The organism is Pseudomonas sp. 5P_3.1_Bac2, from assembly GCF_025465995.1.
GTDB lineage: Bacteria > Pseudomonadota > Gammaproteobacteria > Pseudomonadales > Pseudomonadaceae > Aquipseudomonas.
This window is the reverse complement of sequence record NZ_JANLNY010000028.1, coordinates 227,138-242,052: the sequence shown is the minus strand read 5'-3', so window position 1 is coordinate 242,052 and position 14,915 is coordinate 227,138. Positions and strand designations below refer to the sequence as shown.

Here is a 14,915-nt window from a genome sequence, read left to right as displayed (position 1 = left end):
TTAACGCTTCTGCACCCCAGGCAGCACGCAGAGCATTTCAAACAGCAAGTTGGCGCCCAACAGCGAGGTGTTGCCCGTGGTGTCGTAGGGCGGCGAGACTTCCACCAAGTCGCCGCCGATCAAATCCAGGCCCGCGCAACCACGGATGATTTCCATGGCCTGGATGGTGGTCAGGCCGCCGATTTCCGGGGTACCGGTACCGGGTGCCCAAGCGGGGTCGATGCCGTCGATATCAAACGACAGGTACACCGGGCCGCCTTGCACGCGCTCGCGCACTTCGGCCATCAGGGCATCGAGGGATTTGTGCCAGCATTCTTCGGCCTGCACCACGCGGAAGCCTTGCTTGCGGCTCCAGTTGAAGTCTTCGGCGGTGTAGCCCTGGGCGCGCAGGCCAATCTGCACCACGCGGTCGCAGTCCAGCAGGTCTTCTTCGACGGCGCGGCGGAAGGTGGTGCCGTGGGCGATTTTCTCGCCAAACATATGGTCGTTCACATCGGCGTGGGCATCGATATGGACCAGGCCAACCTTGCCATACTTCTTCTTCATCGCCCGCAGAATCGGCAGGGTCACCGTGTGGTCGCCGCCTAAGGTCAGGGGGGTGATGCCGAAGTCTAGGATCTCGTCGTAGGCCTCTTCGATGATGCGCACGGCGTCGAGCAGGTTGAAGGTGTTGATCGCCACGTCACCGATATCGGCCACGTTCAGCGAGTCGAAGGGCGCCGCGCCGGTGGCCATGTTGTACGGGCGGATCATGACCGACTGGGCGCGAATCTCGCGCGGGCCGAAACGCGTGCCGGAGCGCAGCGAGGTGCCGATATCCAGGGGAATGCCGACAAAGCCGACATCGAGCTTGCGTTTCTCTTCGGGGCTTTGGATGTGCGGTAAACGCAGCATGGTGGCGATACCGCCAAAGCGGGGCATTTCATTGCCACCCAGGGGTTGGTGCAGGATCTTGTCCATGGGAAGGGCTCACGGTCGTTATGGTTGTAAAGGGAGATCTTGGTCAGCCGCGCCGGCAGATAGAATCTGCCGGGGCAAATACTTACTTCATGTTTTTCTAAACTTAGGGCGAAAGCCGCGATTTAAGCGGCTTGCGCCCGCTGTCATCAGTCGCGGTAGCTGGGGTCCAAGCGGTCTAATTTGCGTAGCCAGGCCTGCCATAACAGCTGGCGTTGGCCTTCGGCGCCTTGTAATTGCTCGCAGGCGTGCTGACTTAAATGGCCTGGAATCTGGCTGGTTTTAAGGGCGCTGGCGGCGAGTTGAATCTCACAGGCGCGGTTGAGGTAGTACATCACGTAGAAGGCATCGGCGACGCTAGCGCCGACGCTGAGCAAGCCATGGTGGCGCAGGATCAGGGCGATGTTGTTGGCTAACGATTGCTGGATGCGCTGGCGCTCTTGCAAGTCCAGCGCCACGCCCTCGTAAGGGTGATAGCCGACGCGCTGATAGAACTCGGTGCTGATCTGATTCAGTTGCAGCAGGCCCTCATCCTGCGCCGCCACCGCCATTCCGGCGAGGGTATGGGTGTGGATCACGCAGTGGGCATCGTCACGGGCCATGTGCACGGCACTGTGGATGGTAAAGCCGGCGACGTTGTAGTCGGCGTTGCCCTCCAGCACCTTGCCGTGCATGTCCACCACGATCAAATCGCTGGCGCGCACTTCCTCGAAAAACAAGCCGAAGGGGTTGATCAGAAAACGCGGCTCGTCCCCCGGTAAACGCACCGAGAAGTGGGTGTAGAGGGTGTCGTCCCAGCCGAACAAGGCGGCCAGGCGATAGGCCGCGGCAAGGTCGCGGCGCAGCTCTTTGAGCTCACTCATGCGGGGTTCTCCAGACCGATAAAGCGGCGCACGCGCTCATGTTCACCGTCACGAATTTGGGCCGGTGAGGCGTCGAGTTGGACGTGACCGTTTTCCATAAACACCACGCGGTCAGAGATCGACATGGCGAAGTCCATTTCGTGGGTGACGATCAGCATGGTCATGCCTTCGCGGGCCAGATCGCGGATCACATTGAGCACGTCGCCGACCAGCTCCGGGTCGAGTGCCGAGGTTGGTTCATCGAAGAGCATGATGTCCGGCTGCATGGCCAGCGCCCGGGCAATCGCCACGCGCTGTTGCTGGCCGCCGGAGAGTTGGTGCGGGTACTTGTCGGCATGTGCCAGCAAGCCGACCTTATCCAGCAGCGCCAGGGCTTGCTGGCGCAGGCTGTGGCGGTCGCTCAAGCCGTGGTACTGCGGGGCCAAGATAATGTTGTCGGCGATGGTGCGATGGGGGAACAGGTTGAAGTTCTGAAACACCATGCCAATGCGCAGGATGCCGGCGCGCTGGCGGCGGTTATCCGGGCGGTCGCCGGCTTGGATAAAGTCCTCGCCAAACAGCACGATCTCGCCCTTATCAATAGTCTCCAGCCCATTGATGGTGCGGATCAGCGAAGTTTTGCCGGAACCCGACGGGCCAATGATCGACAGCACTTCACCGCGGCGTACACGCAGGTCGATGCCCTTGAGCACGTGGTGGTTGCCGTAGCTTTTTTCCACGCCAAACAAACGCAGGGCATCCGGGGCTCCGGCTTGTTCGGTGTGCGGGTGACGGCGCACGGCGGGCAGGCTTTTACGTAGAGCGCCGAGCAGGCTTTCATCTAAGGTCTGGGCGTTGCGCCGGCTGATATCCAGGTAGCGCTCCAGGTACTGCAAGCCCCAGCCAAACAGGCTGACGATCAGCACGTAATAGATGGCCACGGCGCCCAGGGTTTCCAGGACCAGGAAGTTTTGTGCATACAGGCGCTGGCCGACCATCAACAGTTCGGTGAGGGCAATCACCGACACCAGCGAGGTCAGTTTGACGATGGTCACGTATTCGTTGGTTAAGGTCGGCAAGGCAATGCGCAGCGCTTGTGGCACCACGATCAGCCGTTGCATGCCCAGGGTGCGAATACCCAAGGCGCGGGCCGCCTCACGTTGGCCCTTGGCCACGGCGAGCAAGCCGCCACGATGAATCTCAGCCATATAGGCCGCTTCGGTCAGCACCAAGGCGAGCAGACCGGCATAAAACGGGTTGGATAACAGCGCCCCGCTGGCAGGCAGCAGTTGCGGCAGGTTGTAGACAAAGATCAGCAGCACCAACAGCGGTACGCTGCGGAAAAACCACACATAGACCGAGGCCGGCGCACGGTACCAGCGGCTGCTGGCTTGTTTGGCATTGGCCAGGGCAAAGCCCAGAACCATGCCGATCAGCCAGGCCAGGCTGCTGAGCTTGATCACTGTCCAGCTGGCGGCCCAAAACGCCGGCATGCTGAACAGGGAAAAGAAATAGCTCCATTCGAATTGCATACGCGTCACCTCATTAACCACTGAGGCGACCTTCCATGGTCGCCATTACCGGCCTGTTTAGGCTTCTTCCAGGTTGTATTTCTTCAACAGCTCGGTGTATTCGCCGCTGGCTTTGAACTCATCCAAGGCCTTTTGCAGGGCGTCGAGCAGTTGCTGGTTGCCCTTCTTCACATAGATGCCCAGCACTTGCGGGTAGATCGAACCCTTGGAGCTGATCTCAATACGGCCACGGGATTTTTCGACGATCAGCTTGGACGCCGCGTCGATTTCCAGATGCGCCTGGATATGCCCGGAGAGCATGGCTTGCGAGGCTTCGGAGGTGGTCGGGTACTCGTTGACGGTGACCGGCTGTTTGCCGTTGGCGGCGCAGTAATCCGCGGACAGATCATTGAGTTTCTTGATCCACGACGTGCCCTGTTGCAGGCCCACGGCGAGGCCGCACAGTTCTTCCGCCGTGCTCGGTTTTACGCTGGCATCGCTGCGCACCATGATCGCTGCACCGGTGGCGGCGTAAGGGATGGCATCGCTCTGCTCAAGGCGCTCGGGGAGGATGTACATGCCCGAGATAATGGTGTCGAAGCGGTTGGCGTTCAGGCCCAGGATCAGGTTGGGGAAGCGCGTGTCGAGCACACTCATGCTCAGGCCCAAACGCTTGGCCAAGGCAGTGGAAACCTCAGGGTCGAAGCCGACGACTTTATCGCCCTCGTAGTACTCGAACGGTGGATAGGACACTTCCATGCCGACCTTCAGCTCACCGCTGTTGATGGTTTTCACTTCAGCCGCGTTGGCCAGTTGCAACAGGCCGGCCAAGGCGCAAGCGGCCAAGGCAGTCACACGCATCACGGGTTTAACTTTCATTGTTGTTATCTCCTAAGACTGTGAATTACAGCGCGCTGGGTTGATGTTTCAGGTGACCAAAACTGGATGGCTTACGCGCCTGCTCGGGCAGTTGCAGTTGGCCTGCGGCGACGCGATCTTTGAGGTATTGGTAGGTCTGTAGCGCCTGGCTCCACATGTGCTCGCCAATGCTGATGGCCGCGTATTCCTGGCCACTCTCAGCGAACTGCGGCAGCGGGCGGATTTGCGTGTGGTAGTCGCAGGCGTAGAAGTACGGAAACGAATAACGCTCTTGGCCGACCTTGCGCACCCGGTGCGAGGTGGCGACGAACGTACCGCCGCTCATGACCTCCAGCATGTCGCCGATATTCACCACAAAGGCGCCTTCCACCGGCGGCGCGTCGATCCACTGGCCGAGGTCGTTCATCACCTCCAGGCCCGGCTGATCAGCCAGCAAAATGGTGAAGCACTCGTAGTCGGTATGGGCGCCAATGCCCGGTGCATCGTGGGCGTCGCCATCGTAGGGGTAGTGGATCAGGCGCAGCTTGGACGGCGGGAACTGAGCCATGTCATCGAAGGTGTGTTCTTCCACCCCCAAGGCCAGGGCAAAGCCCTGGAACAGGCGTTGGCCGAGTTGATAGACCCGCGCGTAGTAGGCTTGCACCGCCTCTTTGAAGCCCGGCAGCGCGGGCCAGTTGTTCGGCCCCAACAGTGGCGTGCCGGCCACAAACAGCGGGTTGTCGCGCGGCACTTCAAAGCCGATATCGAAGGCTTCTTTGCGATCCGGCTTGCCCTTGGCGTAGCGCTCCTCGCCTTCCGGCACGTAGCCTTTGTGGCTCTCCGAGGCGCCGATGTAATGGGCCATTTTCGCGTCCATATCCTGGGCGAAATAATTCTCGGCGGCCTGATGCAGACCCTCGATCAGGCTCTGCTCGATGCCGTGGCCGCTGATATACAAAAAGCCCACTTCGCGGGCGGCCTTGCCCAGCTCGGCCGCCACGGCCTGGCGCTCCGCCAGCTGGCTGCTAAACAAGCCGCTGATATCCACCACGGGGATTTTGGTAAAGGTTTTCGAGTTGTTCATAGACATTCTCAACGACTGCTAAAACGATGGAAGTGCTGGCGCTCACAGGTCGCCATCCACTTGTTCAGGCCCCACAAATCGGCGACTGGCACATCGGTGTAAGGCAGGTGATGCAAATATCCGTCCGGACCGAACTCTGGCGTCATGCTGGTCACGGCAAAGCCGCGGCGCTCTTGGCTGGCCCAGATTTTTTCCCAGTGTTGTTGGTGAAATTGCAGGGCTTCGGCGTATTCCGGTGCACCGGGATGGGGCACTTGCGGGCCTTGGTCGTAACCGACGCGGGCCTGGATATGGTCCACCCGCTCGATAAAGGCCGAGAGGTCGTCGGCGGGATCGTTCAGCAGGCGCTCGCAGGTCACCACCCAGTGGCTGATATCACTGGTCAGGCGCAGCTCGGCCACTTGGCGCAGCACATCGAGGGTCACCCAAGGGCTGTACAGCGAACGGCCGCGGTGAATTTCAAAGCAGCAGGTCTGGCCGCTGGCCTTGGCGATTTCCACGGCGCGGGCGAAGAAATCGACTTGCTCGCTTAAGCCCCAGCGATCATTGCCGGCGAGGATGTTGATTTTTTGCGGCGCCAGTTGCGCAGCCCAATCCAGCTTGCGCACCAGATCGTCGAGGTGCATCTGCGGCGTGTCGGTCTGCCTGGGCAAAACCGGGGTGGAGGTAAAAACGGTGGCGATATAATTCACGCCTTGCTCGCGTAACAGGCGGGCATTGGCGCTGCGTTGGGCGGATGTTTCCGGGACACGTGCTTCCAGGCCGTCAAAACCTGCAGCCAGCAGTTCATCCACTGCTTGTTGCCAGGTTGCGCGGTAGCCCCAGAGAGTACGAAAGAGTTCCAGTCGCATGGCCATCTCCTTTACAGGTCGAAGGTCTGCGGCAGATTGCAAAGGAGTGATGCGTGACCACTCAGATGACGCTCGTTAACAGCCGGCGTCTCGTTTTAATGTGAACGAATTTTTAGAGTTCCCTGGGCTGGCGGTAAATGGTCTGGAGCAAATACTTAGTTCAGAAAAATCTGAACTAAGCGCTACAGCCTGATGCTTACGTGCTTCGGCGCGGGTAAACTGGTGCGCCTATTGCGGGTTTTAGCTATGTCTTTTGCTTTTCCAGATCTGAAATTACTGCGCATCTTCGTTGCTGTGGTCCGCCACCAGGGCTTTGCGGCTGCGCAGCAAGAGCTGAATCTGTCCACTTCAGCGATCAGCACTTACATGAGCCAGTTGGAAAACCAGCTGGGTATCGTCCTCTGTCATCGTGGCCGTGGCGGCTTTAGCCTGACCAGCAAGGGTGAGCTGTTTTATCAGGAGACCCTGCGTTTAGTTGGCGAAATGGAAAGCTTTGAGCGCTACTCGGCGGCGCTTAAAGGCGAGTTACGCGGCACCCTCAACTTGGGCGTGCTCGACTCGGTGGTGAGCGACCCGGCCCTGCCCCTGGCCGAGGTGATCGGTGCATACAGCGAAGAGTATCCGGCGGTGCATATGCACCTCTCAGTGCTAAGCCCTTACGAGCTGCAACTGGCGGTGTTGGATAACCGCCTGGACGTGGCCATCGGCGCCTTCTCCACGCGCATGAACGGCTTGGTTTATCAGCCGCTGTACCGCGAGCAGCATTGGCTGTATTGCAGTGAGCGCCATTCGCTGTACAGCGCGCGGCGTATCCCGGCGGAGGTCATCACCCAGCAGCGCATGGTCGGCCGTGGTTACTGGAGCCAGGCGGAGCTGGCCCGCCATGGTTTTAAACACAGCGCGGCGACGGTGGACTCCATGGAGGCGCAGCTGATTCTGGTGCTGTCCGGTGCCTATATCGGCTACCTGCCCGAGCACTACGCCCAGCCTTGGGTCGATCAGCAGCGCCTGCGCGTACTGCTGCCAGCGACCTTCGGTTATCAGGCGCCGTTCTCCCTGATTCTGCGCCGGGGCCGTGCCCGTGAGCCGCTGATTCAGGCGTTTCGCGACCTGTTAAAAATCCAGCTGAATAACTAGCGGCACTGGGCTGGGACGAGGGCGCAAGGCCGTCGATTAGCCAGGCGGGTCTGTGGTTGAGGGTGGCTTCCCTTAGGGGCTATCGGCTAACGTCAGCCTCTGGCGAGCGCCCGGCGCCTGCTTACTGCGCTGCGGCGGATTCCCGAGCTGGTCTGGGAATCTCTTCCAGCAGGTTGCCAGGCAGGCGCAGCAAGCGCACGCAGCGCTCGTCTTGCAACTGCCTGAGCGGCTTGTCAGCGGGCAGGCGTAGTACGCAGCCAGTCAAGTTAAGCACCAGCGCCTCACGGGAAAACACCCCGCTGCCCAATTGATAAAACCCGGCAATCGGTTCGCGCAGGCCCAGCGGCAGACGCCAATGGATGCGCAGCGCCGAGCCGAACGACGCGGCCGATTGGACAAAGTGTTGTTGCAAGCGCTCATCGTTGAGAACGCCGCCGGCGTCTTGCCAGCTTTGCAAACTGCGCAGCAACGCCAGCTCGCCAATGTTGTGCAGCAGGCCGGCGGTGTAGCACAGCTCGGCATCCACGCGCAGGCGCAGGCCCAGCCAATGGGCCAGCTCGGCGGCTTGTTGCGCGGCCTGCCAGGTGTGTTGCGCCAGCTCGGCCAGACGCGGATCGCTGAGTTGGGTATTGCGCTGTACCGCTAAACCGAGCACCAGGTTCAGGGCACGGCCGTGTCCCAGGCGTGGCAAAGCCTGAGCCAGGGTTTGGCAAGGCGTGCCTTGGTGATGGGCGGCGCTGTTCGCGGCGGCGATCAGGCAGGCGGTGATCTGCGGGTCGCGCCCGTAGCTTTGCGCCAGCTCACGCAGGTCGGGTTTCTCGCTGTGCATGCATTGCTGCACGGCGTCGCGCACGGCATCCAGCAGCGGCGCGCCCAGGCCGTCATGGCGCGCAGTCAGCAGATGGTCGTCCAAGCTGCGCAGGTTGCTCGCCGGCACCTGCCTGCGCGTCTGCTCGGCTTGGCTGAGGATGTCGGCCAGGCGTTTACGCAGAGGGCCGTTTTGGATCGGTTTAGCCAGGTAAGCACTGGGTTTCAGCGCAACGGCGGCGCGCACGCTGGCAGCGTCCAGGCGGTTGCTGAGCAGCACATAGGCTTGCTCAGCGGTGCTCGGCAGACGGCGTAACTGGCGCAGTAATTCGAGGCCATCGAGGCCGGGCAAATCGCTGTCGGCGATGATCAGGGTTAACTCTTGTTGCTGGCACAGACGCAGGGCCGAGTCGCCATCACTGCGGCGATGAACCTGGGCCTCAGGGCGGATCTCAAGCACGAGCTGGCTAAGCAAATCGGCAGTGTTGGGGTCAGCGTCGGCGATCAGAATCTCCGCAGCCATAGCCGTGACAGTCATCAAAACCTCAGGTTGCAGCGTTGCGCCTCCGTGCGCGAAAAAATAGGACAGCTGAATATTCTAACGGACAGCGGCGGCTGGCGGGCTTGATGTTAGACAATCCTTTCGGTTTTTCCTGTCGATAACAAAAGACCCGCCGCAGCGGGTCCTTTGCCTAGCCTTGAAGCCCTAAGGCTTAAGCCAGTTCGTCGAAGCACTCGGCGACGATGGCGATGCCTTTTTCCAGTTGTGCGTCTGGAATGGTGACTGGCATCAGGAAGCGGATCACGTTGTAGTAGGTGCCGCACGACAGCAGGATCAGGCCCTTCTCGCGAGCGCGCGTGACGATCTTGCCAACCAGCTCGGCGGCTGGCTTGTGCACGTCGCCGCCTTCGAACAGCTCGATGGCAATCATCGAACCCAGACCACGTACTTCACCAATCGTTTTGTGCTTGGCGGCGATGGCGTTGAGGCCGGCTTTGAGCTTGGCGCCCACTTCGTTGGAGCGTGCCAGCAGGTTTTCTTCATCGAACACTTTCAGCACGGCCAGGGCCGCGGCGCAAGCGAGTGGGCTACCGGCATAGGTGCCGCCCAGGCCGCCTGGAGCGATGGCGTCCATCAGCTCAGCTTTACCGCTGACGCCGGAGATCGGGAAGCCGCCGCCCACGGATTTGGCGAAGGTGGTCAGGTCCGGAACGATGCCCAGTTGTTCGGTGGCGAAGAAGGTACCGGTACGGCCCGCACCTGTTTGCACTTCGTCAGCGATCAGCAGGATGCCGTGTTGGTCGCACAGGGCGCGCAGACGCTGCATAAAGGCTGGCGAGTTGACGTAGAAGCCACCTTCGCCCTGCACCGGCTCGATGATGATGGCAGCGATGTCGCTTGGCTGCGCGTCGTTTTTGAAGATGCGCTCGATGCTGGCGATGGACTCGTCTTCACTCACGCCGTGCAGCGGGCACGGTGCTTGGGCGCGGTATACACCGGCTGGCATCAGGCCCATGCCAGCGGAGTACGGCACCACTTTGCCGGTCAGCGACAGGGTCATCATGGTGCGGCCGTGGTACGCGCCGGTGAAAGCGATCACGCCGGCACGGCCAGTGGCGGCACGGGCGATTTTTACCGCGTTTTCCACCGCTTCCGAGCCGGAGGTGACCAGCAGGGTTTTCTTGGCGAAGTTGCCCGGTACGCGCTTAGCGATTTCTTCGCACAGCTCGATGTAAGGCTCATAGGCCAGAACCTGGAAGCAGGTGTGGCTCAGCTTGGTCAGTTGCTCTTGCACCGCGGCAACTACTTTGGGGTGCAGGTGACCGGTGTTGAGTACGGCGATACCGCCGGCGAAGTCGATGTACTCGCGGCCTTCAACGTCCCACACGGTGGAGTTCTCGGCGCGCTCAGCGACCACCGGGTGGATCTGGCCTACACCGCGTGGTACAGCAGCTTGGCGACGTTGCAGCAACGATTCGTTGGTCTTGCTCATAGCTTCCTCATTCGCCGGGATCGCCGGCGTCGATTAAGGATGTGGTGCCAGTCAGGCCTTGGCGGTATGCGATGATCGGCCGCCGCGGCCTGCTGGCACCCAAGGTTCGGGTTGGGGTGTTGCCTGCCCAGATGCTCCGGCTCGTTGGTCACGTCTGGGGTGTTGCGAATACGTGGGTAGCGCTGGCGTAAATCGACTGAGCCAGGCTCAGTCGATCCTTGGCAGGCTTAGATGCCCATGCACAGGTATTTGATTTCCAGGTAGTCGTCGATACCGTACTTGGAGCCTTCACGGCCCAGACCCGAAGCTTTAACGCCGCCGAATGGCGCCACTTCGTTGGAGATCAACCCGGTGTTGATGCCGACCATACCGTACTCCAGCGCTTCTGCCACGCGGAACACACGGCCCAGATCGCGGGCATAGAAGTACGAAGCCAGACCGAACTCGGTGTCGTTGGACATGGCGATCACATCGGCCTCGTCCTTAAAGCGGAACAGCGGCGCCAGCGGGCCGAAGGTTTCCTCTTTGGCCACGGCGGCGGTTTTCGGCACGTCGACCAGAATGGTTGGCTCGAAGAAGCTGCCACCCAAGCTGTGTGGCTTACCACCAGCGAGCAGGCGGGCGCCTTTGCTCAGGGCATCGGCAATGTGCTCCTGGACTTTGGCCACGGCTTTGTCGTCGATCAGCGGGCCAGTGGTGGTGCCGTCTTCCAGACCGTTACCGATTTTCAGCTTGGCGACCGCAGCGGCCAGCTTCTCGGCGAAGGCATCGTAGACGCCGTCTTGCACGTACAGACGGTTGGCGCAGACGCAGGTCTGGCCGTTGTTGCGGTACTTGGAGATCAGCGCGCCTTCGACGGCTTTATCCAGATCGGCGTCGTCAAACACGATAAACGGCGCGTTACCGCCCAGCTCCAGGGAGACTTTCTTGATGTCCTTGGCGCACTCGGCCATCAGCTGGCGGCCGATTTCGGTCGAGCCGGTGAAGCTCAGCTTGCGCACGATCGGGTTGCTGGTCAGCTCGCCGCCCACTTCGCCGGCGCTGCCGGTGACGACGCTGAACACGCCTTTAGGGATGCCCGCGCGCTCAGCCAGCTCAGCCAGAGCCAGAGCGGAGAACGGGGTTTGCGAAGCTGGTTTGAGCACCATGGTGCAGCCTGCGGCCAGGGCCGGGCCCGCTTTACGGGTGATCATCGCCGAGGGGAAGTTCCACGGGGTGATGGCGGCCGTCACACCAATCGGCTGCTTCATCACGATCAGGCGTTTGTCCGGCTGGTGACCAGGAATCACATCGCCATACACGCGCTTGGCTTCTTCGGCGAACCATTCCAGGAACGACGCAGCGTAGGTGATCTCGCCTTTGGCTTCGCTCAGGGGCTTGCCCTGCTCGATGGTCATCAGGCGGGCCAGGTCGTCTTGGTTCTCGATCATCAGCTCGAACCAGCGACGCAGCTTGTTGGCGCGTTCTTTGGCGGTCAGGGCACGCCAGCCCGGCAGGGCTTTTTCCGCCGCTTCGATGGCGCGGCGGGTTTCAGCGGTGCCCATCTTCGGCACGCTGCCGATGATTTCACCGGTGGCAGGGTTATTGACCTTGATGCTCTGGCCACCGTCGGCGTCCAACCACTGCCCATCGATATAGGCCTGCTGACGGAACAGCTGGGAGTCTTTGAGTTGCATTGCAGTCTCCTAAATCCCGACGCCAGGGCGTCGGTGCATATGATTGGCTGCCTGGGCAGCTGCATGATTGTGCTCGGGCGTAGGGCTGCGGCGGGATACGGAGCCTGCGCACCGCTTCTGAGGTGGATTCAAAAGCGTTTGAAATCTCAAACGAATCCTAGGGATAACAGGGCTAAAGGGCAATAGTCTGTTCGATAAAATTAACGTAATTGCCGGGCCATTTAACATTACTCGCTGTTACCAAGCGCTGCGCTGTGCCACCAGGCCAATTCGCAACAAGCACCGCAGATGCATGGACGCCCGCCAACGACATGCGTATGATTGCGCCCCGCGCTGCACCAGTAGCTCAGCTGGATAGAGTACTGCCCTCCGAAGGCAGGGGTCGTGGGTTCGAATCCCGCCTGGTGCGCCATATAGCTGTTCTAACCCGTCCCAGACAGGTAGAAACACCCCGAAAAGCCCGCCCCGTGCGGGCTTTTTTGTTTGCGCCGGATCTGACTTGGTAACCCCGCAATAAGCAGCTGGGTTCAGCGGGTTAGGCGCTGTCAGGTCCCGGATTCGCAGCACTGGGCTGGTTGAGCAGTTGGCGTGCCTCGCTGCTGCGCGAAAACCCTGGCCTGCGTCGATTAGCTCGGTGGCGTACTTCGGCCGATTGCTATCCACTGGCCGTCCTTGGTACTTGCCGGCGGCCCTGAGCTTTTTTCCAGTCGATGGCGCCGCCGGATTAAAGCCATGATTCTTGATGAGCGAAAAGGGCGTCACCCCTCCCACTACTCTGCTGACCAGTCACAGCGCTCTGCGTTACGCACTGCTTGCACTAGGTACTTGCTGTTGTGCCGCAACTTGCTACCTGATCGCCTGCGCGACAGAAACGAGCAGCCGATTCATCCTTGCTTCGCGATCCTGGTTGTTCTCACGGCGTTGTTTCGCGCCTTAGCCCATTTGAGGCTGCATGGGGATGGCCAGGGGGGCTGACAGCCCGGCATTAACAAGAATCTAGTTCTATACAGTCTCAGGCGTGCTATGCCGTTGTCATTGTCATCCTACGACAGCGTGACAATGCCGGAACTAGCAAATCCTGAGCTTGAAAAGGAGGGAGCATGATCTCAATGGAGTTGAACCTGAAACGTCCGCTAATGAGCGGGCTAGCACAAGTATTGATCGCGTTGCTGTTTGTTGCATGCATAGCAACCGGAGCCCGGGCTGAGCAGATGGATTTCGGTGGGATGTACGGTATGGGCGGAACGTTGCCGGGCTCCTACTTCAATAACCCGGCCACCAATGCGCCTTCCTGTCCGGCCGGCTATACCGCCTATCAGGTGCTCGGCACACCGAATGTGGACTGGCCGGCTTTCTGGTGCGGGCGCCCGCATGTCAGCGGTGTTGACCCGCTGTTCGACTTTGGCGGCATCTACGCATATTCATCGAGTACAGTCCAAGGTGCCGTGCCTTGGAAGGGCTACAACGCCTACGTCAACCCATTTACCTACACTGACACCTGTCCACCGGGATATTCGAGCAGCCAGGTATTGGGGACGCCGAACGTCGATAACAGGCTGTACTTCTGCTATCGCCCTCATCAGGCAAATGGCCCGTCGATGGTATTTGCAGGTATGACGGGAGATGGACAGTCGCCTTATCCGAATCCGACCACAGGCACCAAATACACCTGTCCCAAGGGTTATGTGCGATACACCGCTTACGGAACACCCAATGTAGATTTTGCGATTTTCTATTGTGGCATCGCAACCAATGCCGCATCCGTCAAAGCAGGTGACGGCTCGCTTGGAATTGGTGAGCCAATCGTATCCAACACCATCGTCAATAACTGGGGATTACAGGGTCAGATAGATGGCATCCTCTCGCTCCATCCACGTGTAGTGAGAATGTGGATGTTGAACTGGCAGGAATTCACTGGGATATCGGCCGGGGTCGTGCAGCCGAACAACACCAACCTGGCGCTGTATCAGCAGGCTGTCGATCAGTTGGTGCGAGCCGGCGTGACCGTGGTCGGGATGGACAACTCCTATCCATCCTGGATGACAGGCTCTAGTACGGCGGCCGATTCGACAGCCATACCCTGTCCGAGCACTGGAGCGCCCTATACGGCATTTCTTGCCAACTGGCAGGCCACTTGGAAGGCACAGGCGCTTGCATTTCCTAGCATCAGCCTGTGGGAAATCGGCAACGAACTCAATGGTGCGACGACGCTTTTACCGATTCAAACCGGAACCGGTTCGTGCGGCAAGGTAAGGTTCAACTACGCCGAGCGTCTCAAGATTACTCTCGATCTCATGTATTGGGGCTCTCGCGGCGTCAAGGCTGGTAATCCGCACGCAACGGTGTTCATGCCAGCTGCAGCACCTGTCACGGCGGATGACATGGCTTTGAATGATTTGAGCTTGAATGGAGTAGCGCAGTATCTGCGAGACATTTACCGGGCCATTGCATCGAACAGCTCGCTTTCGACGAACAAGCGTGACTATTTCGATGGAGCCAATTGGCATCCCTATATTTTTCAGGATGCAACCATGAGTACCTGGGTTGCCACGAATGAGCTTGTCCACAGTGTCTTAGTAAACAATGGTGACGGCGATATTCCGGTGCTGTTGTCGGAGGACGGCTATACCACACCCAATACGGTGGCTTCGCAACAAGCCATGCTCAACACAATCAATCTCACGCAAACCAACCTGCCGTGGGTCAAATACCTGATCTGGTTCAGGGCATTCGCCAATCACCCCGATCCGGAGTTCGCATTACTGGTTGGGTTTCCGTTCCAGCAAACTTTATCGTCCCAAGTGTTCTGCCTATTTACCGGATGCAGCAACCTTCCTTATCGACAATATTAGGGGCAGGGGGTGCATTGTGTGGCATGACAATGCACTCCATTGCGTATGCTCGAACCCCTCTGGTAACGGAAAAGAGAAAGCCTGTTGCGTTTTTCAGGGCGGGCACGTGAGTGCAGTTGCCTTATTGCGCAGACGCGAAATGCCGGTTCGGCAAGGCACGCGGTGCACTAACTGGGCACAGATCAGTAGGTTGGTCATTGCTACGGCCTGCTGATCAACAAGCCTAAACCCAGCTCAGCAGCGAGCACTCGGTATGCCTGAGGAATTTCTATAATTTAAAGGTTAGGTAATTCAAATAGTTTTGGAACAGCTTAGAGGCTCGCCTGGGCCATACAAATAAAGGCTC

At 59.7% G+C, this 14,915-nt stretch carries 11 protein-coding genes and 1 tRNA gene; 3 read left to right on the top strand and 9 right to left on the bottom strand.

All coding sequences use genetic code 11. The features are described 5' to 3' along the window. The 6 genes from speB to NTD81_RS18240 all read right to left on the bottom strand — a co-directional run bounded on the left by speB (position 1) and on the right by NTD81_RS18240 (position 6,103). Entirely contained in the window at positions 1–960 is a 960-nt protein-coding gene (speB, locus tag NTD81_RS18265; RefSeq protein ID WP_262184155.1) for an agmatinase, read from the bottom strand. Between the two features lie 146 nt (positions 961–1,106). Then, a complete protein-coding gene (locus tag NTD81_RS18260) occupies positions 1,107–1,820 on the bottom strand; it encodes a class II aldolase/adducin family protein (protein ID WP_262184154.1) in 714 nt (237 codons plus the stop codon). Beyond that, positions 1,817–3,331: an amino acid ABC transporter permease/ATP-binding protein gene (locus NTD81_RS18255; protein ID WP_262184153.1), complete on the bottom strand. Its 1,515-nt coding sequence runs from the start codon at positions 3,329–3,331 to the stop codon at positions 1,817–1,819. The genes NTD81_RS18260 and NTD81_RS18255 overlap by 4 nt, the downstream gene beginning before the upstream one ends. Before the next feature lie 57 nt (positions 3,332–3,388). Next, complete coding sequence (locus tag NTD81_RS18250; RefSeq protein ID WP_262184152.1) at positions 3,389–4,189, bottom strand: ABC transporter substrate-binding protein; 801 nt, start codon at positions 4,187–4,189, stop codon at positions 3,389–3,391. Between the two features lie 25 nt (positions 4,190–4,214). Beyond that, the gene (locus tag NTD81_RS18245; protein ID WP_262184151.1) at positions 4,215–5,252 is read right to left on the bottom strand and encodes an isopenicillin N synthase family dioxygenase; all 1,038 of its coding nucleotides are present in this window, start codon (positions 5,250–5,252) and stop codon (positions 4,215–4,217) included. A gap of 8 nt (positions 5,253–5,260) precedes the next feature. After that, complete coding sequence (locus tag NTD81_RS18240; protein ID WP_262184150.1) at positions 5,261–6,103, bottom strand: sugar phosphate isomerase/epimerase family protein; 843 nt, start codon at positions 6,101–6,103, stop codon at positions 5,261–5,263. 246 nt (positions 6,104–6,349) lie between these two features. Here NTD81_RS18240 and NTD81_RS18235 point away from each other — a divergent pair, with 246 nt between their 5' ends. Continuing rightward, on the top strand, positions 6,350–7,240 hold the full coding sequence (locus tag NTD81_RS18235) for a LysR family transcriptional regulator (RefSeq protein WP_262184149.1): 891 nt from the start codon (positions 6,350–6,352) through the stop codon (positions 7,238–7,240). Between the two features lie 121 nt (positions 7,241–7,361). On the opposite strand, the gene NTD81_RS18230 is transcribed toward NTD81_RS18235, so the two are convergent. The 3 genes from NTD81_RS18230 to gabD all read right to left on the bottom strand — a co-directional run bounded on the left by NTD81_RS18230 (position 7,362) and on the right by gabD (position 11,717). Continuing rightward, positions 7,362–8,585 (bottom strand): HDOD domain-containing protein, encoded by a 1,224-nt coding sequence (locus NTD81_RS18230; RefSeq protein ID WP_262184148.1) that lies wholly within the window; start codon positions 8,583–8,585, stop codon positions 7,362–7,364. A gap of 175 nt (positions 8,586–8,760) precedes the next feature. Then, positions 8,761–10,041 (bottom strand): 4-aminobutyrate--2-oxoglutarate transaminase, encoded by a 1,281-nt coding sequence (gabT, locus tag NTD81_RS18225; protein ID WP_262184147.1) that lies wholly within the window; start codon positions 10,039–10,041, stop codon positions 8,761–8,763. Positions 10,042–10,268: 227 nt separating this feature from the next. Continuing rightward, entirely contained in the window at positions 10,269–11,717 is a 1,449-nt protein-coding gene (gene gabD / locus NTD81_RS18220; protein WP_262184146.1) for an NADP-dependent succinate-semialdehyde dehydrogenase, read from the bottom strand. A gap of 335 nt (positions 11,718–12,052) precedes the next feature. Here gabD and NTD81_RS18215 point away from each other — a divergent pair. Both NTD81_RS18215 and NTD81_RS18210 read left to right on the top strand, forming a co-directional pair. Continuing rightward, a tRNA-Arg gene (locus NTD81_RS18215) sits at positions 12,053–12,129 on the top strand. A gap of 688 nt (positions 12,130–12,817) precedes the next feature. Further along, complete coding sequence (locus NTD81_RS18210) at positions 12,818–14,569, top strand: hypothetical protein (protein ID WP_262184145.1); 1,752 nt, start codon at positions 12,818–12,820, stop codon at positions 14,567–14,569. Positions 14,570–14,915: the final 346 nt, after the last annotated feature.